The sequence below is a fragment of the Candidatus Tisiphia endosymbiont of Ditula angustiorana genome, from assembly GCF_964026425.1.
In the GTDB taxonomy this organism is placed as follows: domain Bacteria; phylum Pseudomonadota; class Alphaproteobacteria; order Rickettsiales; family Rickettsiaceae; genus Tisiphia.
Genome location: NZ_OZ032143.1, coordinates 1637832 through 1660568 on the forward strand (window position 1 = coordinate 1637832; position 22737 = coordinate 1660568).

At 34.4% G+C, this 22737-nt stretch carries 25 protein-coding genes, 2 tRNA genes, 1 rRNA gene and 1 other RNA gene; 13 read left to right on the forward strand and 16 right to left on the reverse strand.

The window, feature by feature from the left end; genetic code table 11:
- Positions 1–12: 12 nt before the first annotated feature.
- The 11 genes from rpsC to AAGD29_RS07945 form a co-directional block, all read right to left on the reverse strand.
- The gene (rpsC, locus tag AAGD29_RS07895; protein ID WP_341754673.1) at positions 13–672 is read right to left on the reverse strand and encodes a 30S ribosomal protein S3; all 660 of its coding nucleotides are present in this window, start codon (positions 670–672) and stop codon (positions 13–15) included.
- Positions 673–675: 3 nt separating this feature from the next.
- On the reverse strand, positions 676–1035 hold the full coding sequence (gene rplV, locus AAGD29_RS07900; protein ID WP_341748177.1) for a 50S ribosomal protein L22: 360 nt from the start codon (positions 1033–1035) through the stop codon (positions 676–678).
- A gap of 2 nt (positions 1036–1037) precedes the next feature.
- On the reverse strand, positions 1038–1316 hold the full coding sequence (rpsS, locus tag AAGD29_RS07905) for a 30S ribosomal protein S19 (protein ID WP_341748176.1): 279 nt from the start codon (positions 1314–1316) through the stop codon (positions 1038–1040).
- A gap of 13 nt (positions 1317–1329) precedes the next feature.
- Positions 1330–2151: a 50S ribosomal protein L2 gene (rplB, locus tag AAGD29_RS07910; RefSeq protein ID WP_341754674.1), complete on the reverse strand. Its 822-nt coding sequence runs from the start codon at positions 2149–2151 to the stop codon at positions 1330–1332.
- Entirely contained in the window at positions 2152–2451 is a 300-nt protein-coding gene (gene rplW / locus AAGD29_RS07915; RefSeq protein WP_341757723.1) for a 50S ribosomal protein L23, read from the reverse strand.
- On the reverse strand, positions 2448–3071 hold the full coding sequence (rplD, locus tag AAGD29_RS07920; RefSeq protein ID WP_341757724.1) for a 50S ribosomal protein L4: 624 nt from the start codon (positions 3069–3071) through the stop codon (positions 2448–2450). Before rplD ends, rplW begins: the two co-directional genes overlap by 4 nt.
- Before the next feature lie 5 nt (positions 3072–3076).
- The gene (gene rplC / locus AAGD29_RS07925) at positions 3077–3727 is read right to left on the reverse strand and encodes a 50S ribosomal protein L3 (protein ID WP_341757725.1); all 651 of its coding nucleotides are present in this window, start codon (positions 3725–3727) and stop codon (positions 3077–3079) included.
- A complete protein-coding gene (gene rpsJ / locus AAGD29_RS07930; RefSeq protein WP_341748171.1) occupies positions 3727–4050 on the reverse strand; it encodes a 30S ribosomal protein S10 in 324 nt (107 codons plus the stop codon). The genes rplC and rpsJ overlap by 1 nt, the downstream gene beginning before the upstream one ends.
- Before the next feature lie 141 nt (positions 4051–4191).
- On the reverse strand, positions 4192–5376 hold the full coding sequence (gene tuf, locus AAGD29_RS07935; protein ID WP_341757726.1) for an elongation factor Tu: 1185 nt from the start codon (positions 5374–5376) through the stop codon (positions 4192–4194).
- 84 nt (positions 5377–5460) lie between these two features.
- Positions 5461–5534, reverse strand: a tRNA-Gly gene (locus AAGD29_RS07940).
- Between the two features lie 20 nt (positions 5535–5554).
- Positions 5555–5640 (reverse strand) — tRNA-Tyr (locus tag AAGD29_RS07945).
- A gap of 456 nt (positions 5641–6096) precedes the next feature.
- Between AAGD29_RS07945 and rlmB the strand changes: the two genes are divergently transcribed.
- From rlmB to AAGD29_RS07960, 3 genes are all read left to right on the forward strand, one after another.
- Positions 6097–6831: a 23S rRNA (guanosine(2251)-2'-O)-methyltransferase RlmB gene (rlmB, locus tag AAGD29_RS07950; protein WP_341757727.1), complete on the forward strand. Its 735-nt coding sequence runs from the start codon at positions 6097–6099 to the stop codon at positions 6829–6831.
- 72 nt (positions 6832–6903) lie between these two features.
- Positions 6904–7194 (forward strand): hypothetical protein, encoded by a 291-nt coding sequence (locus AAGD29_RS07955; protein ID WP_341757728.1) that lies wholly within the window; start codon positions 6904–6906, stop codon positions 7192–7194.
- A 117-nt stretch (positions 7195–7311) separates the two neighbouring features.
- The gene (locus AAGD29_RS07960; protein ID WP_341757729.1) at positions 7312–7995 is read left to right on the forward strand and encodes a hypothetical protein; all 684 of its coding nucleotides are present in this window, start codon (positions 7312–7314) and stop codon (positions 7993–7995) included.
- An 835-nt stretch (positions 7996–8830) separates the two neighbouring features.
- On the opposite strand, the gene AAGD29_RS07965 is transcribed toward AAGD29_RS07960, so the two are convergent.
- From AAGD29_RS07965 to AAGD29_RS07975, 3 genes are all read right to left on the reverse strand, one after another.
- Positions 8831–10333 (reverse strand): 16S ribosomal RNA (locus AAGD29_RS07965).
- Positions 10334–10565: 232 nt separating this feature from the next.
- A complete protein-coding gene (locus AAGD29_RS07970; RefSeq protein ID WP_341757730.1) occupies positions 10566–11729 on the reverse strand; it encodes an FAD-dependent monooxygenase in 1164 nt (387 codons plus the stop codon).
- Positions 11729–11989 (reverse strand): monovalent cation/H+ antiporter complex subunit F, encoded by a 261-nt coding sequence (locus tag AAGD29_RS07975; RefSeq protein ID WP_341754685.1) that lies wholly within the window; start codon positions 11987–11989, stop codon positions 11729–11731. Before AAGD29_RS07975 ends, AAGD29_RS07970 begins: the two co-directional genes overlap by 1 nt.
- A gap of 285 nt (positions 11990–12274) precedes the next feature.
- On the opposite strand from AAGD29_RS07975, the gene AAGD29_RS07980 reads away from it, so the two are divergent.
- From AAGD29_RS07980 to AAGD29_RS08010, 6 genes are all read left to right on the forward strand, one after another.
- A complete protein-coding gene (locus tag AAGD29_RS07980) occupies positions 12275–13276 on the forward strand; it encodes an NAD(P)/FAD-dependent oxidoreductase (RefSeq protein WP_341757731.1) in 1002 nt (333 codons plus the stop codon).
- Complete coding sequence (locus AAGD29_RS07985) at positions 13276–14157, forward strand: bifunctional 5,10-methylenetetrahydrofolate dehydrogenase/5,10-methenyltetrahydrofolate cyclohydrolase (protein WP_341757732.1); 882 nt, start codon at positions 13276–13278, stop codon at positions 14155–14157. The genes AAGD29_RS07980 and AAGD29_RS07985 overlap by 1 nt, the downstream gene beginning before the upstream one ends.
- A 263-nt stretch (positions 14158–14420) precedes the next feature.
- Positions 14421–15224, forward strand: a complete 804-nt coding sequence (locus tag AAGD29_RS07995; RefSeq protein ID WP_410521147.1) for an outer-membrane lipoprotein carrier protein LolA — start codon at positions 14421–14423, stop codon at positions 15222–15224.
- A gap of 36 nt (positions 15225–15260) precedes the next feature.
- Positions 15261–15356, forward strand: an RNA gene (ffs, locus tag AAGD29_RS08000) — signal recognition particle sRNA small type.
- A 47-nt stretch (positions 15357–15403) separates the two neighbouring features.
- Positions 15404–16939 carry a DNA polymerase III subunit gamma/tau gene (dnaX, locus tag AAGD29_RS08005; protein WP_341757733.1) on the forward strand — a complete coding sequence of 512 codons (1536 nt, stop codon included), beginning with the start codon at positions 15404–15406 and terminating at the stop codon, positions 16937–16939.
- 12 nt (positions 16940–16951) lie between these two features.
- Positions 16952–17275, forward strand: a complete 324-nt coding sequence (locus AAGD29_RS08010; protein ID WP_341757734.1) for a YbaB/EbfC family nucleoid-associated protein — start codon at positions 16952–16954, stop codon at positions 17273–17275.
- A gap of 342 nt (positions 17276–17617) precedes the next feature.
- On the opposite strand, the gene AAGD29_RS08015 is transcribed toward AAGD29_RS08010, so the two are convergent.
- Complete coding sequence (locus tag AAGD29_RS08015; protein ID WP_341757735.1) at positions 17618–18184, reverse strand: cell cycle transcriptional regulator TrcR; 567 nt, start codon at positions 18182–18184, stop codon at positions 17618–17620.
- 121 nt (positions 18185–18305) lie between these two features.
- The gene (locus tag AAGD29_RS08020; protein ID WP_341757736.1) at positions 18306–19022 is read right to left on the reverse strand and encodes an OmpW family outer membrane protein; all 717 of its coding nucleotides are present in this window, start codon (positions 19020–19022) and stop codon (positions 18306–18308) included.
- Between the two features lie 179 nt (positions 19023–19201).
- Between AAGD29_RS08020 and AAGD29_RS08025 the strand changes: the two genes are divergently transcribed.
- From AAGD29_RS08025 to AAGD29_RS08040, 4 genes are all read left to right on the forward strand, one after another.
- Positions 19202–20089: a DMT family transporter gene (locus AAGD29_RS08025; protein WP_341757737.1), complete on the forward strand. Its 888-nt coding sequence runs from the start codon at positions 19202–19204 to the stop codon at positions 20087–20089.
- A gap of 653 nt (positions 20090–20742) precedes the next feature.
- Complete coding sequence (locus AAGD29_RS08030) at positions 20743–20988, forward strand: type II toxin-antitoxin system prevent-host-death family antitoxin (protein ID WP_341757738.1); 246 nt, start codon at positions 20743–20745, stop codon at positions 20986–20988.
- Entirely contained in the window at positions 20988–21248 is a 261-nt protein-coding gene (locus AAGD29_RS08035; RefSeq protein ID WP_341751596.1) for a Txe/YoeB family addiction module toxin, read from the forward strand. The genes AAGD29_RS08030 and AAGD29_RS08035 overlap by 1 nt, the downstream gene beginning before the upstream one ends.
- A gap of 115 nt (positions 21249–21363) precedes the next feature.
- Positions 21364–22617 (forward strand): MFS transporter, encoded by a 1254-nt coding sequence (locus AAGD29_RS08040; RefSeq protein WP_341757739.1) that lies wholly within the window; start codon positions 21364–21366, stop codon positions 22615–22617.
- Positions 22618–22737: the final 120 nt, after the last annotated feature.

Genomic DNA, 22737 nt, shown 5'->3' on the forward strand with positions numbered 1-22737 from the left:
TTTACTTCAAAATTAATTATGTTTCTTTCTATTTTCCACATGATCACCCCTATAGACCCAAACCTTTATACCTATAACTCCATAAGTTGTCATAGCTTCAGCAGTCGCATAGTCAATATCAGCTCTCAAAGTATGTAAAGGTACTCTACCTTCTCTATACCACTCTGTTCTCGCTATTTCAGCTCCAGCTAAACGTCCAGAACAAGCAACCTTTATACCTAACCCTCCTTGCTTGAAGCAGGCTTGGATAGCAGTTTTCATAGCTTTTCTAAAAGACACTCTTTTTTCAAGCTGCATAGCAATCGTTTGAGCAATAATATTAGAGTCTATATTAGGCTTCTTTACTTCATGTATGTTAATATATATTTCTTCTAAACCCGTAATTTTTTGGACAGATTTTTTTAATTTATCAATGTCGTTACCACTTTTACCTATAATAACTCCAGGCTTTTTAGCAAAAATATTAATTATAACATTCTTATTAGAAGGTCTCTCTATTAACACCCTACTAACTTGTGCTTGCACATAGTTTTTATTAACTAGATTTCTAACCTCTAAATCTTGGATAAGAAGGACTTTATAGTGCTTCTTATCAGCATATAACACCGAGTCCCAACCTTTAATTAATGTCGGACCAACTCTAAAGCCATGCGGATTAACTTTTTGCCCCATATCTTATTTCCCCTCAACTTCAGTAACTGTAATATATAAATTACTAAAAAATTTATTAATCCTTGTTGCTCTTCCTTTAGCTCTTGGCATAATTCTTTTCATCACCAACGCCTTACCTACAGTTGCAGAAGTAATAAACAAAGTATCAATATCTAAACCAAAATTATTTTCAGCATTAGCAACAGCAGACTGCAAACATTTTTTTACATCTTGAGCAATTCTTCTAGGGGAAAAGGTAAGCTGAATTAGAGCCTCAGACACTTTCATATTCCTAATAGAAGTTGCAACCAAATTCAATTTCCTCGGACTCACTCTAAGAGACTTAGCAATTGCTGTAGTAGAGCCTTTATTCACCTTCACCATATCTATTTTCTCTTAACTTTTTTATCTGTACCATGACCATGAAAAGTTCTAGTTGGAGAAAATTCACCTAATTTTTTACCAACCATTTCTTCACTTACAGTAACAGGTATAAATTTATTTCCATTATGTACAGCAAATGTTATTCCAACAAAAAATGGTAAAATTGTTGACCTTCTAGACCAAGTCTGGATCATTTCTGATTTACCAGATTCAATCAATTTTTGTACTTTTTTTATCAGATAACCATCTACAAAAGGTCCTTTCCAAACTGAACGAGCCATAATTACTACCCAATTACTTTCTTCTCTTAATAATAAATTTTGATGTAAGCTTATTCTTACGTGTTTTCTTACCCTTAGTTGGGAAACCCCATGGAGTCACTGGATGACGACCACCAGAAGTTTTCCCCTCTCCTCCCCCATGTGGGTGATCGACTGGATTCATTGCAACACCACGAACATGTGGCCTCCAACCTAGCCATCTATTTCTTCCGGCCTTACCTAAATTGGTATTTTTTTGATCAGGGTTTGAAACAACACCTATGGTAGCTTTACAATCTAACGGTATCAACCTAAATTCTCCAGATCGAAGCTTGATCTGTGCATAACCCGAATCCTTACCTACTAAATTAACAGAAGTACCAGCAGATCTTGCAATTTGACCACCTTTACCAACTTTCATTTCTACATTATGTAAAGTAGTACCAACAGGAATAGATTTCAAAGATAAACAATTTCCTACTTTTATGTCAGCTTCATCACTTGATACTATTCTATCTCCTACAATAAGCTTTTGTGGTGCTAAAATATAAGAATACTCACCATCATCGAATTTAATTAAAGCAATGAAGGAAGTTCTATTAGGATCATATTCTATTCTTTCAACAGTGGCAAATATATCCTGTTTATTTCTTTTAAAATCGATTATACGATAAAGCCTTTTATGCCCTCCTCCTCTATGCCAAGAAGTGGTTCTACCCAAATTATTTCTACCACCAGTCTTAGATAAACCTTTAGTTAAAGGTTTATGAGGCTTACCCTTCCAAAGATCAGATTTATCAACCTGTACTAATTCTCTAAGGGATGGAGTAACTGGATTAAACGTTTTTAAAGCCATTTATTTAATACCCCCTGTAAAATCAATAGTATAATCTTTTTCTAACGTCACAATTGCTTTCTTTTTATCTGATTGTCTGCCATTAACACCCTTGAATCTTTTTCTCTTACCTTTTACATTCATTATGTTAACTTTTTTAACCTTAACCTGAAAAATCTTTTCAACAGCCATCTTAATAGAAGCTTTCTCAGCACTATCAGCAACATGAAAAGTAAACTTATTTTGTTGCTCAGATAAAATATTGCTCTTCTCAGTAATCACAGGATTCCTAATAAGATCATAATGTTTATAAGATTTCACTTTAACCTCTTTTCTAAAGCATCTACAGCTTCTTGTGATAACAAAACATAATCATGGCGTATTATATCATAAACATTTGCACCAATTTGCGGTACTGAAATAGTATTTGGAATATTTTTTACTGCCAAAGAAAAATTAATATCAACCTCATCACCACTAACAATAAAATAACTCTTACCATGAAAATTATTTAATAATTTCATAAGATTAGAAGTTTTGGATTCATGTAATTTTAAAGAATCTACTATTAGCAGTTTTCCCTCAGCCAATTTTTCTGACAAAGCATGTTTCAAACCAAGTTTTCTAACTTTTTTTGGCAATTTTGTAGCATGACTCCTTGTTACTGGACCGTGAGAAACTCCACCACCTCTCATTTGGACAGATCTTAAAGATCCTTGCCTTGCATTACCCGTACCTTTTTGCTTAAAAGGTTTCTTTGTAGTACCAGATACTTGCGACACTGTCTTTGTTTGATGTGTACCAGCCATAGCTTTAGCTCTCTGCCAATCAACAACAAGCTTGATAATATCTTCCCTAACAAAATCTACGGCAAACACTTCGTTATCTAAATCAATCTCACCAACAGCTTCATTTTCAAGATTTAATAATTTGGCTTTCATATAGTTTATCCTATAGCTGTAATGGTTTTCTTAATAGCATCCTTAATGTAGACATAAGATCCTTTTGAACCGGGAATATTTCCACTAACTATGATTATGCTGTTTTCCATATCAGTATCGACTACTTTCAAATTTTGAATAGTAACTCTTGTACTTCCCATATGACCAGCCATTTTCTTATTCTTAAATACTTTACCAGGATCTTGTCTACCACCAGTAGAACCATGCGAACGATGAGACACAGATACACCATGTGAAGCTTCAAGCCCTCTAAAATTATGCCTTTTCATACTACCGGCAAAACCTTTACCAATAGTAGTACCTACAACATCTATAAACTGACCAATAACAAAATGATTCACGTGCAATACAGAACCTACATCAAGGAAACAAGTTTCAGAAATTCTAAATTCCTTCAATTTTTCCTTTGGCATAACTTGAGCATTAGCAAATACCTGCTTCATTGGTTTTGTTACTTTAGATAATTTTTTATCTTTTACCCCAATAACCAAAGCACTATAGCCATCCCTTTCTAAGGTCTTTTGTCCTACTACTTGGCAATCTTCAACTTGTAGAAAAGTAACGGTAGATCTCTCTCCCTTTTCATTAAAAATTGAACTCATACCAATTTTTTTAGCAATTAAACCGGTTCTCATCACTCAACACTCTCTAACTTAATCTCAACATCAACACCAGCAGGCAAATCAACTTTTTTTAAAGCATCAACAGTCTGAGGAGTTGGATAACTTATTATCAAAAGCCTTTTCTGAATTCTAATCTCAAATTGCTCCCTTGATTTTTTATTGACATGTGGAGACCTATTAACGGTAAATCTCTCAATTGTCCTTGGCAGCGGAATTGGACCAATTATATCAGCACCGGTTCTTTTAACAGCCCCTACTATTTCTCTAGTACCTTGCTCAAGCGAGCGGTGATCAAACGACTTTAAACGAATTTTGATTTTTTGATTATTTTTCATTAACTAAACCTTTTTATAAACAGCTAGACCAGTCAAAGCACATTCTTTAATAGACTTACTCTAATTAAGCCTAATTAAACATATTTTGCCTAACCTTAAAAAAATAGTCATCCTGAACTTTCTCAGGATGACTATTTTTTATTATTTTATAATCTTTGATACTACACCGGCTCCTACTGTCCTACCACCTTCACGTATAGCAAAACGTACGCCCTCTTCCATAGCTATCGGAGCGATCAATGCAATTTTTAGATTCGCATTATCACCAGGCATCACCATTGTTTTACCATCTTTCAAAGTAATTTCTCCAGTTACGTCAGTCGTTCTAAAATAAAACTGTGGTCGATATTTATCTGTAAATGCTGTATGACGACCACCTTCTTTCGTGGTAAGTACATAAACTTCAGCTTCAAACTCAGTATGCGGAGTTATACTTCCAGGCTTAGCTAACACTTGACCTCTGCATACATCTTCTCTTTTAGTTCCACGCAGTAATATACCAACATTATCACCGGCTTCACCTTGATCTAATAGCTTCTTAAACATTTCCACACCAGTACAAGTAGTTTTTTGAGTATCTCTTATACCAACAATCTCTACCTCTTCACCAACTTTTACTATACCTTTTTCGATTCTACCAGTAACAACCGTACCTCTTCCAGAAATAGAAAATACATCTTCTATTGACATTAAAAAAGGTTTATCTGTATCTCTCTCAGGTTGAGGTATATATTCATCAATAGCATTCATCAACTCTTTAATCGCAGCTTCACCTTCAGGTTTTCCTTCTAGAGCCTGTAAAGCTGAACCCCTGATAATTGGTATATCATCTCCAGGAAAATCATACATTGATAACAGTTCTCTGACTTCCATTTCTACTAAGTCAAGCAATTCTGGATCATCAACCATATCAACTTTATTCAAAAATACAACTATTGCAGGTACGCCAACTTGCTTAGCAAGCAATATATGTTCCCTTGTTTGGGGCATTGGACCATCAGCAGCAGATACTACCAATATAGCAGCATCCATTTGAGCTGCACCGCTTATCATATTCTTTATATAATCTGCGTGACCAGGACAATCAATGTGAGCATAATGCCTTCTTTTAGTTCTATATTCAACGTGAGCAGTAGCAATAGTTATACCCCTTTCCCTCTCTTCAGGAGCTTTATCAATGTCATCATAATTAGTAGCCTGTGCTCCACCTTCTTTTGATAACACTAAAGTTATTGCAGCTGTTAAAGAAGTCTTACCATGATCTACGTGTCCTATAGTACCTATATTACAATGGGGTAGATCCCTTTCAAATTTTACCTTTGCCATAATTCATTCTCCACAATTTAAGATTTAATACAATTTAACATAAAAATACAAATTTATCCAATTTCCAATTATCACCTATACTCTTGGAGCGGGTGATGGGAATCGAACCCACGTGACCAGCTTGGAAGGCTGGAGCTCTACCATTGAGCTACACCCGCGTATCTACCTAACCAACTTGTGGTGGAGGAAGAAGGATTCGAACCTTCGTACGCTCACGCGGGCAGATTTACAGTCTGCTGCCATTGACCACTCGGCCATTCCTCCAAAGAATTTACGCAAGTATTAAATGGTCTAATTAAACGTAAAGCATAATATAAATTAGTATAAGTGCCAACAAATCTTCTCTGCTCTTTTCCAAGAACATTTGAACTTCGGACTACAAGCCTTTATAAATAAGGATACAACCCTTAATACAACATCAGTATCATTCCTGCGTAATCGCATGGGTGTCAACTTAAGAAGCCTCGATACCCTTCCCGCGGTGAAAATCCAAAAAACAGCCTAAATAGCTGTTAGGTATCATGGATTCGCCTACGCGGGAAGGACATCACATCTTTTTTGTTATAAAACTGAAGCTCAAATGACCCCGAATCTTTTCTCTTGAACCATCCTAAATAAGCTAATATTAAACTTACGTTACTTCAGAACGTTTATCAGTTGTAACTTTCTATAATAAATAGTAGTTTGTGTCAAGAATAAATTACTCTAGGTTCTAATAAGATGAGAAATAAAGCTAAAATTTCTAAAGATTTGCACTATATATATGGCAAACATCCAGTATTTGCAGCATTAAGCAACCCAAAACGTTATATTCAAAATGTTTTATGTACAGAAGATATTTTCAATTTGCACAAAAATTTAATCTCTAACCACCCGTATGAGATTACCAATATAGATTACTTGACCCGTCTTTTTGGTTCAAATCATAATCATCAGGGAATAGCCGCTAACGTTAAAAGTATCTTCTCTAATCGCATTGAAGATATTGACATAACTATTCCTAATTGTAAAGTTGCTATTTTGGATCAAATAACTGATCCACAAAATATTGGTGCTATTATTCGTAGTGCAGCTTCTTTTGACATCACAGCCATAATATTACCTCTAGATAATGCACCCGATGAAAACGCTACCATAGCAAAAACAGCTTCTGGAGCTTTAGAACTAGTACAAATGGTTAAAGTCACTAATTTAAGGTGGTCAATAGAATATCTAAAAAAACATGGGTTTTGGATTATTGGTCTTGATGGTAACGCAACACAATCTTTAAGTACAAAAATATTTTCAGATAAAATGGCAATAGTACTTGGCTCTGAAGATAAAGGAATCAGACGTCTAGTTAAAGAAGCATGTGATCACTTAGTTAAAATACCCATTTCAAGCAAAGTAGAAAGCTTAAATGTCTCAAATGCTGCTGCAATAGCGTTTTATTTGATTTCATTAGAGGCAAAATAATAAAGATTAATTATATAACATGAAAATGCTTGTAATACCCATAATAAAGCGAAATCTACAGATGACAAATCAATGCAGTATCTTCATGCTTTAAAAATACTCATGAATTTTGATTTTACTGCAATTGATCAACGACATTCTAATCTTAAAGATAAATTAAAATCTATATATGAATCACAAGAGGTAAAATCAGAAATTTACCATTTACAACAAGAAGATCTTCATTTCTATATGGCGAAAGTTACAGAAAAAAATTGTGATATGTGGTACGAATATGCTATGAATCAGAGCAAAAATAGCAAGAAATATTATGGTGAACATACAGGTATAACAAAGGCAGACATTGGTATTACAGGATTTTGACCTAGTTTACGTTATCATGACCAAGATCTTACAGAAACATATGTTGCTTTTGTTGCAAATAAAATTTGGCAAGATCATAATAAGATTGACCAAGAATCAATTGAAATGTTTGTGAGTATGATGACATCTAAAAATGCTCATTTTACTGGACATATAGGGATTGCAAGAGCCGCTTCTTATAAAGGGGAATTTCATAAAAATTTATCAACAAACTTGCATAGTTTTATTGCTAAAGCTACATTGGAGCATCATCCAGATAAAGAGTATATGATAACTGTTCCAGCCTCACATATGAGAACAATATTAATTAAATCATTTGAAGATAATGGCAAGAATAGTAAGATTTTTATAGAAGATAATAATACACAATATAGCAAAGAGCCTTTAGAATCATTGATAAACAACCATGAAAAAATGGTTGCTGGTGGATATCATAAAAGTGTTCGTACGATCCTTGAGTACAATCTACATTTACTATCAATTCATTTATTAAAGCAACAAGCATTATTGGAACAAGAAAACACCAAGATGCCTTTAGAAGTTAAGGAAGGTAATGGCTATAAAAACTATGAATCATTTAAACTTTCAGCACAAAATGGTATTATATTAAATGACTTAACTGCCAAGGATATGGAAAAGGAATACGCATGGTTTTTTAAAAGCCCATACCTTTTTCGCAACTCTTCTACCCAAGAACCAACAATAACATGCGACCTCAAAACTCTAGCAGATTTTTTACCGGCATCTACAGAGCTGGAATATCAATCACTTGTAGAACTTATTGGTGATACAGCATGTTGATTACCCTGTATATTCGCTACAACTAACTAACCTCGAGTATCGATGTAATAAAGTAATAGTAGGCTCAAGTAATCATCGCCACATTAGGGGTGACATCACCCCTACCGCCATTATGGCGGAGTGTGAGGTATAGTTAAGTCCATAGGATTAGGTGACAAAGAACATAACGATTGTAGATTGTCATTCCCGCGTAGGCGGGAATCTAGATACCTGCTTTCGCAGGTATGACACAAAATTTGTATCACCTAATTCAATAGGTTTCACTATAATAAGCGATGAGCCGCCACTTTGCTACAAAAGCATTATATCACCCCAACGAAAACTTTACCAACGTGGATCACTAGTATGTCATTCTTAGCAACGGCGGGAATCTAGAATGTCTAAAGCACCCTTCCTGTCTGTTTCTATAGATCCCCGCCTTCGCGGGAATGACATTGTTTTTGGTCCTGTAAATACCATTACTTAACCTCAGTTTGATGTAATAAATTAATAGTAAGATCAGTATCATCACCATTAGGGGTGACATCACCCCTGTGAAAGCAGGGGTCTAATTCTGCTTTGAAAAATTGTTTTTTGAAAATATCAGGAACTCGCGTACTCATGTACTAAATGTACACCTAGTCCACTCGCCACTCGCACGCCTAGCCAACTCTTGAAATTCATCGGGTATATATATTGGGAAATATTTATTTTGCTAGGCTTGGTGAATACAGAAAAATACTTAAAGAAAGAGCTGTTTTTAAAATTTGATAAACAATCAGTTAAAGGTAGTGACAGCGAAAGTCGGACTTGAGCAAGTATTACAAAAGTAATAACATGCTATAATTAAGTCTTTAAAGGAGGTAATCCAGCCGCAGGTTCCCCTACGGCTACCTTGTTACGACTTCACCCCAGTCGCTAATTTTACCGTGGTTGGCTGCCTCTTACGTTAGCTCACCACCTTCAGGTAAAACCAACTCCCATGGCGTGACGGGCAGTGTGTACAAGGCCCGAGAACGTATTCACCGCGGCATGCTGATCCGCGATTACTAGCGATTCCAACTTCATGCTCTCGAGTTGCAGAGAGCAATCCGAACTGAGATATCTTTTAGGGATTTGCTCCACGTCACCGTCTTGCTTCCCTCTGTAGATACCATTGTAGCACGCGTGTAGCCCAACCCATAAGGGCCATGATGACTTGACATCGTCCCCACCTTCCTCCGGCTTATCACCGGCAGTTTCCTTATAGTTCCCGGCATTACCCGCTGGCAAATAAGAATGAGGGTTGCGCTCGTTGCGGGACTTAACCCAACATCTCACGACACGAGCTGACGACAGCCATGCAACACCTGTGTGTGGTCCAGCCGAACTGAAGGGATGCATCTCTGCTTCCCGCGACCACCATGTCAAGGGTTGGTAAGGTTTTTCGCGTAACATCGAATTAAACCGCATGCTCCACCGCTTGTGCGAGCCCCCGTCAATTCCTTTGAGTTTTAATCTTGCGACCGTACTCCCCAGGCGGAGTGCTTAATGCGTTAGCTACGAAACCGAAAGAAATTCTCCCGATATCTAGCACTCATCGTTTACGGCGTGGACTACCAGGGTATCTAATCCTGTTTGCTCCCCACGCTTTCGTGCATCAGCGTCAGTTGTAGCCTAGATGACCGCCTTCGCCACCGGTGTTCCTCCTAATATCTAAGAATTTCACCTCTACACTAGGAATTCCATCATCCCCTACTACACTCTAGATTAGTAGTTTTGAAAGCAGTTCCGAGGTTAAGCCTCGGGCTTTCACTTCCAACTTACTAAACCGCCTACGCACTCTTTACACCCAGTAATTCCGAACAACGCTAGCCCCCTCCGTCTTACCGCGGCTGCTGGCACGGAGTTAGCCGGGGCTTTCTTGGTCAGGTACCGTCATTATCTTCCCTGCTGAAAAGGGCTTTACAACCCTAAGGCCTTCGTCACCCACTCGGTATTGCTGGATCAGGCTTTCGCCCATTGTCCAATATTCCCCACTGCTGCCTCCCGTAGGAGTCTGGGCCGTGTCTCAGTCCCAGTGTGGCTGATCATCCTCTCAGACCAGCTACAGATCGTTGGCTTGGTAGGCCATTACCCTACCAACTACCTAATCTGACGCGGGCTCATCCATCAGCGATAAATCTTTCCTCCGAAGAGAATATACGGTATTAGCATTTATTTCTAAGTGTTATTCCGTACTGATGGGTAGATTCCCACGTGTTACTCACCCGTTTGCTACTAACTAATTCAGAGCAAGCCCTAAATTAATCCGTTCAACTTGCATGTGTTAAGCATACCGAAAGCGTTCGTTCTGAGCCAGGATCAAACTCTCAAGTTTGATTCTGTCTACTTTTTATTCAAAAAATTGACAGGTTTAATTTATCACTTTTAGTGATAAGTACATTTTGCTGTCACTACCTATATCTGATTATTTACTTATATCTGATTATTTACTTTTAAAAACAGCTACGAACAATTAATGTTCGTCTTTTCGTAGGAGTAGTTATATGCAAAATCTACCATCCTGTCAACTGGTATTTTGAACTTTTTTTATAATTTCCTTATTCATTTTATCTACGACCCATGGCATACTCTACTAACAAATTCTTAATAGGCTGTATATTATCAATAGTTTTAAGCCCCAAACGTCTTAGATACCACAAGGTTTTTGAATGGTTTGAGAAAATACTATTTAAGCTTTCAGTAATCATATACATATGAAAATTATCATTTTGTCTTAATTTTTGATATCGTTCTAGCATTCCTGCACTTATACCACTACTGACCACTAATTGAGTTAAAGTTTCAATATCCTTTATTCCTTGATTCAAAGCCTGACCAGCTAGAGGATGAATTATATGAGCACTATCTGCCACAACTGCTATTTTATTATAAAAATATTTACTAGCTATACGAGCCTTTAAAGGAAAAGAGCTAATAGTACTATCTAAAGCAATAGACCCTAAAGAATTCCCACAATTTTTACTTGCTAAATACTCAAATTCTTCCTTTGGTAAACTCATCAATAATGCAGCTTGCTCTTGCCCCGTAGTCCATATTATAGATGAGGCCTTTTGGTCCTTGAGAGGTAAAATGGCAAAAGGACCAGATGGCATAAAATGTTCAATAGCACAGTTTTCGTGATCTTTCTCATGCTTAATATCAAATGTTAAGGCGGTTTGGTTATAAGTTTTCTCTATTTTATTAAAAAAATAATATTGACGAACTTTAGAATTACGTCCATCACAAACAATCAATAAGTCACTATTCATAGTCTTATTGTCATCCAAATATATGGTTGAATGATCAGGTTTACTATCAACTTTTTTATAATCACACTGATCAATTACCTTAATCAAAGGGTTTTTTCTAACATTTGCTAGTAATATTTTCTTAAATTCACTGTTTTTTACTATATAACCTAGTGCATCATTTCCTTTGATATTTGGCATACATAACATCTCTGGTGCTTTATTATCAACAACATAGACTTCAAGCATTTTACTAGCTATCTTCTCAATCTCAAACCATACATTAAGACCTCTTAGAAACTGCACAGAAGCAGGGGTTAAGGCGGTCGTTCTGATATCAGTACAAAAATTATCAGAATTTATCGATTGATACTCAAGGATGGTAGTCTTAATATCTTCTTTCGCAAACGACAATGCCGTAAGCATACCACTAAAACCACAACCTAATATTACTATTTCTTTTTTCTCTACTAGTTTTCGCATCACATCACCTTATTAGATTGACCAATAAAATACTTTAAATATGCTCCACTTGCTATAAAACTTAAGAGAAAATAAATTAGAGCAATATCTAAATAACAATTATTCATTTTAAATGAACCAAGAAAACAAATGAATAAGGTTATTATACTAGTTAAACTATTTAGCACTAAGAGTTTGACAAAAATATTTACATTTTTAAGTAATAAATAGATCATTAAACCAATAAACAAAATATTGATAACTAAATAAAAATTTATCATGATACAAAATATAATTTAAACTGATTAGTTGATTATTTATCCATTCTAACATAAAATCCTGCTATCACTAAGAGTTTTATAGCTAACTCGATTAGGTTCTTGATATTGTTATAAGTTCCTGAATGTCATTGCGAGGAGGTCACAAGACCGACGAAGCAATCCAAGAAAATAGTCAAATTTGGATTGCTTCGTCGCCGCAAAGCGACTCCTCGCAATGACGGAGAAGCTATCTAAAACCTTGATGGTTTAGCTATACTATTTTTTTATTTATAAAAATTTTATTTTATGCACGACACTGATATTATAATAATTGGTGCAGGTCCAGTTGGTCTATTTGCTATTTTTCAAGCTGGGATGCTTGGTATGCGTTGCCATGTTGTTGACTCGCAGGAGATAATAGGAGGGCAATGTAGCCAACTTTACCCGGAAAAACCTATATATGACATACCAGCATATCCTAAAATTATGGCAGAAGAGTTGATAGCACAATTGGCATTGCAAGCACAACCGTTTGATCCGGTTTATCATCTAAATCAGCAAGTAGTGCAGTTGAAAAAAGAAGAGGGGCGATTCCAAATTACCACTTCTAAAGACATCCTAATTACTGCTAAAGTTATTATTATAGCTGCTGGATGCGGTTCTTTTGGACCTAATAGACCTCCATTATCTAATATAGAAACATTTGAGGGAAAATCAGTATTTTATTTTATCAATAACCGCAATAGTTTTGCCAACAAAGAAATTGTAATAGCTGGTGGAGGAGATTCGGCTGTAGACTGGGCAATATCACTCTCTGAAATTGCTAAAAAAATATATTTAGTGCATAGGCGTGAGAAATTTCGGGCGGCGAATGAAAGTATAAGACAACTCAAAGAACTAGCAAATAGTGGCAAAATTGAGTTAGTAATTAATTATCAACTAGACCATTTAGTAGGAAAAGATGGCAAACTAGAAGCCGTCAACGTCAAAGATTTTGAGGGGAATATTTGTACTTTACCCGCGAATATTTTATTACCATTCTTCGGGCTTGCCCAAGAATTGGGGCCAATAAAAAATTGGGGATTAAATCTCAAAACTAATCATATAATTGTAGAACCTTCATATTTTGAAACAAATATTTCAGGCATTTATGCAATTGGCGATATTGCTAGTTATCCGGCAAAATTAAAATTAATTCTTACTGGTTTTGCCGAAGCAGCTAGCAGCTTACATCATGCCTATGGCAGGGTATTTGAGGGTAAGGCCTTACACTTCGAATATTCAACTACCAAAGGAGTACATAAATAGTGAATGAACGTAGTAATATAATTAATGGTAAATATGTTGCAGAACAAATATTATCTAAGTTACGGGCAGAGATTAATTTAATCAAGGATCAACACAAGTTAGTACCAACTCTTGCTATTATACTAGTGGGTGATAACCCAGCTAGTAGTATATATGTAAGAAATAAGATCAAAGCAGCAGGAGCAATTGGTATGGACGCTTTGCAAATAAATTTGCCCAGTGAAATTGACATTGAACATATGCTGCATGAAATCAGTATGCTCAACAATGATTCAAATATTTCTGGAATTATCGTACAACTTCCTCTACCTGAACATATCAATAAAAATTTAATCTTATCTGCCATCAATCCTAGCAAAGATGTTGATGGTTTCCATCCTATAAATGTTGGTTATCTACATAGTAACTCAGGCAATGGCTTTGTACCTTGCACGGCTCTTGGTTGCATTGAGTTACTTAAACAAGTTGAACCAAATTTAGCTGGAAAAAATGCTGTAATTATAGGGCGTTCTAATATTGTAGGTAAACCATTATCAGCTTTATTACTTAGAGAAGATTGTACTGTAACTATATGCCATTCAAGAACTCAAAATTTAAGTTCTATAACTTCCCGTACTGATATAGTAATATCTGCTATTGGATCTCCTTTAACATTAACAAAAGAATATTTCAGTCCTAACTCTATAGTTATTGATGTTGGTATTAGTAAACTTCCTAATAGCGACAAGATGGTAGGAGACGTTGATTTTACCAATGTTGTTGATAAAGTGAGATATATAACACCAGTTCCAGGCGGTGTTGGACCAATGACTGTCGCTTGTTTGCTAAAGAATACACTTAAAGCAGCGAAACGAAATATAACACACGCGAATTCGGGATAAGAATTTATTAATTCTTATCCCAAATTCGGGGGAATTATGGAAACAATCAGATTTGAGACGGCTCTGCATCTGATTGTTAAATTAATATTTTGCTAAAAACATGATTTTAATCTTTTAAAATCATGTTTTTAGCTTTAGAAAGGTTTAAAATGCATTCGCGTTAGCCGCTTTAAGAATGCATTTTTCCTTATATTAAAGACAATTCGGGATAAGAATTAGTTAATTCTTATCCCGAATTGGGGTAACACATATAGGTATAAAAGATGAGCTGGCTTTGTAAAGGTATTATTGCCATTTATTGGTTTCTAACCATAGCCTATGCTGAAATAGAGTTCTTGCATAATTCTACTTCTACTGGTAATTTGGGCGTCGGTACGGTACTCGAATCCTCACGTACACTAGAGTACGCTGCGGTTCTGCGTTCCGATCCTCCTACAAATTCCCTAGCAGAAGCGAATTCTGCTAGAACTCTAATATTAGAGCATAGGCCTCTTGATAACAAAGCTATTGATCAACTTAAAATATATTTACGTGAAATAAAATCCATGGCTGTGGACTTTAGCCAAGAGGATTCAGCAGGGAATAAAGCTGAAGGTAAGTTATTAATAAATAAGCCTTCTAAGTTTCGATGTAATTATTACCCACCATTTCCTTTGGTGGTTATTGGTAATGCTAATTATGTTTCTGTGTATGACTATGATATGAAACATGTAAGTCGTATTAAGGCAGAGGAGAATGTATTTAATTTTTTATTAGAAGATAGTATAGATTTTGATAAATATTTCAAAATTGAATCAGTAATAGATCAAGATAATATGTTTAAAATTACTATTTATCATACTTTATCAGAGCGGCGTAGTCAGATTACTTTTGATAAAAAAACTAAACAAATAAAAAAGCTAGAAATACTTGAAGATGAAAATGTTATTACCATAATATTTAATCATATTGCAAAAGTACAAAAATTTGATGACGATTTATTTAAGCTTAAGAATCCAGACATATTCGGAACACCAAGTAGACTGACAAAAAGCGATATAGAAAAAAAATACAATTTAGCTACTTAAATAACTTGCCTCTAGATGATAAAAGAACTATTTTATCATGTGCTAGTAGTGGGCATTGGTGCTGTTCAGGTGGTCAGGTTCGAAAGGAAGCAGCCAAAATAGTCTCTAGTGGGTCATTACTAGCATACTCTTCTGTTTTCAAATCTAATTCTTGAAATCATTTGAGTAGATCATATTTTATGAATATACAAGTGACAAAAACAACCGACCAATATATTAATTTTGCTAGAAAATATCGCCCTACTAATTTCTCTGAACTATACGGACAAGAAGTTTTAACAAAAATTTTAAGCTATACTATTCTAAAAAATTGTATATCTCAAGGTTATCTTCTTACTGGTATTAGGGGCGTTGGCAAAACTACTTCAGCACGTATTATCGCTAAAACTATTAATTGTACCAGTCTGATAGTTGAAGGTGATAGTATTAAACCTTGTGAAAATTGTCAGAATTGTAGCAGTTTTAATAAAAATAACCATCCCGATATAATTGAAATTGATGCTGCTAGCAAGACAAGTGTTGATGATATCCGTAAAATAATAGAAAGCAGTGAATATAAGCCGCTAATCGCTAGGTACAGTATCTTCATAATTGATGAAGTTCATATGCTGTCTAAAGGTGCATTCAACGCTCTACTTAAAATCCTTGAAGAACCACCAGCACATGTAATATTTATATTTGCTACTACTGAACCACAGAAAATTCCATTAACCGTAATTTCTAGATGTCAGCGATATGATTTAAGGAGACTAACATTTGATGAGATTTTTCAATTGCTTCAGTTCATCACTAAAAAAGAACAGTTAAACGTTGAGATAGAGGCTCTTAGAATAATTGCGTCCAGATCTGATGGTTCAGCTAGAGATGCAGTTTCAGTACTAGACCAAGTAACGAGTTTGGCAGCAGGAGACTTGATCACTCCTGAAATCGTTTATCAAATACTTGGTTTGGTGGATACAGCTAGTATAGTTAAGTTTTTTGAATATATTATTCAAAAAGATGCTGCTAAATCGATTGATTTAGTAAACAATCTTTATATGTCTTCAGCAAATTTAGAAACTTTTGTAGCATTAGTTGCTGATTTTACTGCCTATCTTAGTAAAATAAAGATATTACCTAATTATCAAAATCCTATATATGTATCTTTTAATGATAATGTTACAAATATTCTAACAAAAACTACTTTTTCTCAATTATCTATTATTTGGCAAATATATAGTAAAGGAATTATAGAGATGAAAACTTCACATAATCAATTGATAGAAGCTGAAATGCTGGTGATAAAATCTATTTACTCACAGATGTTGCCATCGCTAGAAGAATTAGTGGAATATAATGATGGGGAGCAACTAGAACAGCCGGTATTACAACAATCAACTCAGAACTATCAAATTACCGGTTTTCTTGAGTTTTTACATTTGCATAATGAGATGGAAGTTTATTATAGATTACTAAACCAAGTGGAGTTAAAATCTTTTGTTTTTCAAACTATAGAAATTGCTGGAAGCAATCTCAATACAAAAATAAAAGAACAAATTGCTAATTTATTATTTGCTTGGTCAGGTAAAACTTGGAATGTTATCATTACAAAACAGTTAAAAATAATCACTCTTAAAGAACAATTGCTAAATAAAGTAAAATCAAGTCAAGATTGGAAAATTTTAACACAACACTTTCCAAATGTTACAATTTCAGATATTTTGTTAAAAAATTAAAAGGTAAATAGTATGACAAATTTTAATCAATTTTTAAAACAAGCTCAGTCAATGCAAAAAAAAATGCAAGAAATGCAGGAAAAAATGGCAAATACTGAATATTTTGGAAAAGCAGGTGGTGGGTTAGTAAATATTACCGTTAGTGGTCGTGGTGAGGTTCGAAAGGTTTCCATTGACTCTTCTTTGCTTAAAGAGACAGAGAAAGAATTATTGGAAGATTTAATTGTTGCTGCTTTCAGCGATGCTAAAAGCAAGGTCGATGAAGATTCACAAAACTCTATGTCTGATGCTTTAGGTAATATTGGTTTGCCACCTGGACTAAAGATGCCATTTTAAATCCTCTCAACTTTCGCATGGAGGATTTGTTGCATGAATCATAAGCAAGTCATTCCCGCGTAGGCGGGAATCTATAATATCTAATAGCCTTTGCAGGCTGTTTTCTTAGATTTCCGTCTACGCAGGAATAACATCAAGAATAGTTAAACTTATGTCTATAGCAACTACTAATCGTGGTTTTTAAGTTGCCCTGACTTATTAGACTTCCTGCATAAATCAATCTAGTTGGTGATTTTGTCGTCGAAACTCGCCTTGCTCCGTAACAATCGTCTGTGTACGCTGCGGTACTCGGCTTCGTTTCTTCTAAAAATCCCTCAACTATTTTTGATTTATGCAGGAAGTCTATTCTTTATCAGTTTTTTCTTGCTTAGATAAAAGCTTCGCTTGCTCAATACTCTTGTCTAATTCCACTTGACTACAAATTCCAAGTAAAACTGGATCACGTGGGCGAATGTTTTTCATGTTCCAGTGACTACGCTCACGGATAGCTTCTATGGTTGGCTTAGTAGTACCAACTAGTTTTATAATTTGATTATCTAAAATTTCTGGACAATTTTTAAGTAGCCAATATATTGCGTCTGGTTTATCCTGACGTCTAGCAATAGGAGTATATCTAGATTGTTGTTTTTTCTTTGTGCTTACCAAATCATAGGCACTACTCACAAAAAGTCTTAAACTACTACTTGGATCTTTCGTACAACGCATTATTTCTTCTTGAGTTAATTGTCCTCCAACAATAGGATCTAGCCCCATAATACCTTGAGATACTTCACCATCAGCAATGCCTTTAATTTCAAACTCATGAATCCCACAAAAATCCGCTATCTGCTTAAAAGTTAAAGCAGTATTATCAATCAACCAAATAGCAGTTGCTCTAGGCAGTATAGGTAATTTTTGTTGTAAACTCATAGTAAAAAACTAATAATATAATATTGATATGTCTAGAAAAGATATAGTCTCTTCTAACTAATAAGTCAACAATAGACATCTTAGACTACTTCAATTTCTCGCTTAATTAGGTCAGGCAAGTCTAAAACCTATAACCAATACCTACTGCAATCATTAACGGATTAAACCTTACTTTAGATGATATAGGTTGTTTTATTAAACTATTTTTATAATCAATTTTGGTCTTAAGAAAATACTGCCTTACATCTAAGTTAATCAATGTATCATCTTTAGCATATAAATCAACCCCGATCTGTAATACAGCACCGTGACCATTTTTGACTGTACATCCTTTAGATTTACTGAACATATAAGCTCCATGATAACCAACGCCAACATAAGGTCTAATAGCACCAAAGGGAGCTATATGATATTGTCCCGTGACAGTCAGGGGGATAATATAAAGAGCTTTTCTTTTACCAACATCTGCTGGATTACCACCATAATTATAAGCCACATTCTTTAAACTATTATTTTTAGTACGTAATACATTAAAACCTAAAGATAACTCTGCGGCAACGTTACTAGCAAAGAATATTGATGTAGAAGCATCAAAACCGTAACCATTTTCAACAAAATTACCAATCGATACTGGGTTTTTGGCGGTAGCCTTAGGAAAACCTTGTTGCTTTGCACTAGATTTGATACCCCCCCCTCTTATTTTAAACACAAGATTACCTTCATTTTCATAATAATCGGCATCATAGTCATTATTAGTTGAATCAGAATTAGCAAAGCTAGAAATACTTACACAACTTACCAACAGCAATATTCCAAATTTTTTCGTGACTTTTATCATAACTATAAACCTTTTCTTGCTTTAAATATATTGCTGTATTATATATATTCTGTCTTATTTGAAAATCAAATTGATAATAAGATTTTTAAACTTGTTTAATATTAGTGACACTATAACACTAAATATAGAAAACACTAATACAAAAAATATAAAAAAAATAATGAATTAAGGTCTATACAATGAATAATAAATTAAACACTTATTTTGTTGGTATTGGTTGGTTTATATTAAGCTTAGTAAGTAGTGCAACTAATGACATAACAGCAAAATATCTTGGACTTAGGCTACATAGTTTTGAGGTAACTTGTTTTCGCTTTTTCTTTAGTGCTTTAATTCTTGTCCCTTTTATTTTATATTATGGGAAACAGACTCTTAAAACTAATCGTCCTTTTATACATATTGCAAGAGGGGTTTTATTGTTTTTTGCTATGACGTCTTGGACTTATGGTCTCAATATTGCCCCAGTGACTACTGCTACAGTTATTGGTTTTGCTACACCTTTATTTACTCTAGTTCTAGCAGTTTTTTTCTTAAATGAGAATATTATTTGGCAAAGATGGGCAGCAACTTTATTTGGTTTTATTGGTATTGTTATTACCCTGAAACCTCATGCTAGTGACTTTAATCCACAGATATTGATTTTTGTTTTAGCTTCTGTAGCTTTTGCCATGTTAGATATTATCAATAAGAAATTTGTAGTAAAAGAATCAATGATTAGTATGCTATTTTATTCTGCTCTAGTAACATCTTTAGTATCAATACCGTCATCAATAATGTATTGGCAAACACCTAGCAGTTCAGAATTTATTTTGCTATTTACCTTAGGAGCTGGGGGTAGTTTAATCTTATTTTTCTTATTAAAGGCTTTCTCTCTAGTTGATGCCACTGCCACCACCCCTTATAGATATTTAGAGTTAATAATTTCAGCATCAGCTGGATATCTTGTGTTTAATGAAATCCCTGAAAACAGTACTTTATACGGAGCATTGATAATAATACCTGCAACATTGTTTATAATATATTCTGAGAAAGGAAATATTACACAAAATGATAAAGCTACTGCATGAAGAAGTACTAGCAATACCTCAATTCGATATAAGAATTGTTAATTCTTATATCGAATTGGCTTGTTATAAGGAAAAATGCATTCTTGAAGCGATTCTACGAATGCATTTTAATCTATTACCGCTAATAATCTTATTTTTATATTGTATAAAAATAAGATTATTAGCAAATTAATATTTAACAATCAGGTAAAGAACCGCTTCAAACCTGATTGTTTCTATATGTATCCCTGAATTCAATGTAACTTGTTACATCGAATTCAGGTTAGCAATGCTTGTTCTCTTCAAACATTTTGTTGAAATGATATTGAATGTACAATATCATGTACTATATGTGTATATACTTAAATGATTTGGAGAATTGGATTTGAAAATAAGAGGCGAGCAAGCGGAGCGTACGTAACCTCAGTTTGATGTAAGACATCGGTTTAATAGCCTAGGGTGTCCCTGCTTCGGTGCGGTATCTAAAAAAAGTAGATCGAGGTTAAGCATTTTTAGCCCCCTGCTTTCGCAGGGGTGACATCATCCCTAATGACGATGATACTGAGCTTACTATTAATTTATTACATCAAACTGAGGTTAAGTACGCGAGTCCTTGATATTTTCAAAAAACAATTCTTCAAAGCAGAAGAGTATACTTATAAGGGAGATAAATTATGAACGTACAGACAATATCGGTAGCAAGAGCTAATTTATTTAGCCTTGTACAAGAAGCAAACGAAACACATAAACCAGTATATTTAAAAGGTAAGCATTATGACGCAGTGCTATTATCTAGAGAAGACTACGAATCTTTGCAAGCAACATTAGAATTATATTCGATACCTGGATTAGTTAAGGAAATACTAAAAGCTAGGCAAGAACCTTTGGATGAGTGCTTAAATGAAGATGATATGAATTGATGTCATTGTACAATTTGAAATTTACTAAAAAATCATTTAAAGATTTTCAAAAGTTAAAGTCAGAAAAACTTGATAATAAGGCTAGAAAACTATGGACTGAATTAAAAAATAATCCAAGACCTATCAGCAGTGAAAAACTCGTAGGCAACTTAAAAGGTTGCTATTCTCTAAGAATTAATATCAAACATAGATTGATATACGAAATTTTTGAAGATGAAAAGACTGTACTAATAATCAGCTTGAGTGGGCATTATGAGTAAGCCATCATATATGTTGCTAATAAACGCGAATTTGGGATAAGAATTAACTAATTCTTATCCCGAATTGGGGTAATAAGCGTTCTAATCCTTGATCACCAATGAAATAATAAAAAATATGAATAAATGTAAGTTAGTTTTTGCAAGTGGTGTAGCAAATGCATTTGAGTGGTATGATTACGCACTATTTGGTTACTTTGCTCCTATAATAGGGGCAAAGTTCTTTCCTGGATCAAGTCCTAGCTCGTCTTTATTGCATGCTTTTTTGGTATTTGCTATCGGTTATTTAATGAGACCAATAGGTGGGGTATTTTTTGGGGTACTCGGAGATCGTTTTGGTAGAAAAACTGCTTTAAGTACATCTATATTCTGTATGTCTCTGCCAACGGCACTAATTGGCATATTACCAACTTATGACAATATAGGTGTTACCGCAACTATATTAATGATTCTACTTCGGATGCTGCAAGGTTTATCAATGGGCGGAGTACTTACTGGCTCAATTGCATTTGCTATTGAACATACAGGTAAGGTACATCGTGGCTTTACTGGCAGTATACCAATGTCCAGTATTTGTATTGGCATATTATTTGGATCACTCATTTCGCAGCTTATACAAAGTCTTTTATCAGCACAACAATTTAATGATTGGGGGTGGAGAATACCATTTTTATTAGGAATTTTCATTTTATTTGCTGGACTTTATATCAAAAAATATACCAGTGAAACCCCTAGTTTTCAAAGTATAAAAGAAGATGGTGGGATTTTAAAATCTCCTCTGAAAAAAGTTATCTCTGTATATTGGATTGATATGTTAATATCAATCTTCATCAATTCTACAGGTTCAGTAATATTCTATCTACAAGCTACTTATCTAATGTCATTTTTGAGGATAAATCGTGGTTTTACCGATGACCAAGTTAGCAATTTAGCTAATTATTGTTATATAATCATGGCTATTGTTACTTTATGTTCTGGCTATTTATCTGATGTAATTGGTCGAAAGAAAATTTTTGTGATTAATTTACTGGTAATTATTTTAGTTATCCCTTTTTTGATGAATGTAATTGAAACTGGAGAATTTTGTTTTATAATTATATCTCAAATCGTATTATCAATTTTAGCTGCTTGTTATATTGGTCCTGAACCTGCACTGCAAGCTGAATTTTATCCAACCAATATCAGAAATACTGCTTTATCATTGTCTTATAATACAGCAACCAGTATTTTTGGTGGTACAACACCTTTAATACTAGAATATCTTGTGCAAAAAACTGGTACTATTACTTCATCTATTTATTATGTAATTGCTTGTGCTATTTCAAGCCTAATAGCTCTTTGTTTTTATAAGGATCGTTCGGGTAACAACTAATCTAAAGATTTTTCTAGCATTTATAGCAAAATTATCTATAAATTACTTAGTGGCTTGATAAAATAATATATACTAGCCATATTATACTCAAATGATTTGGAGAATTGAATTTGAAAATGA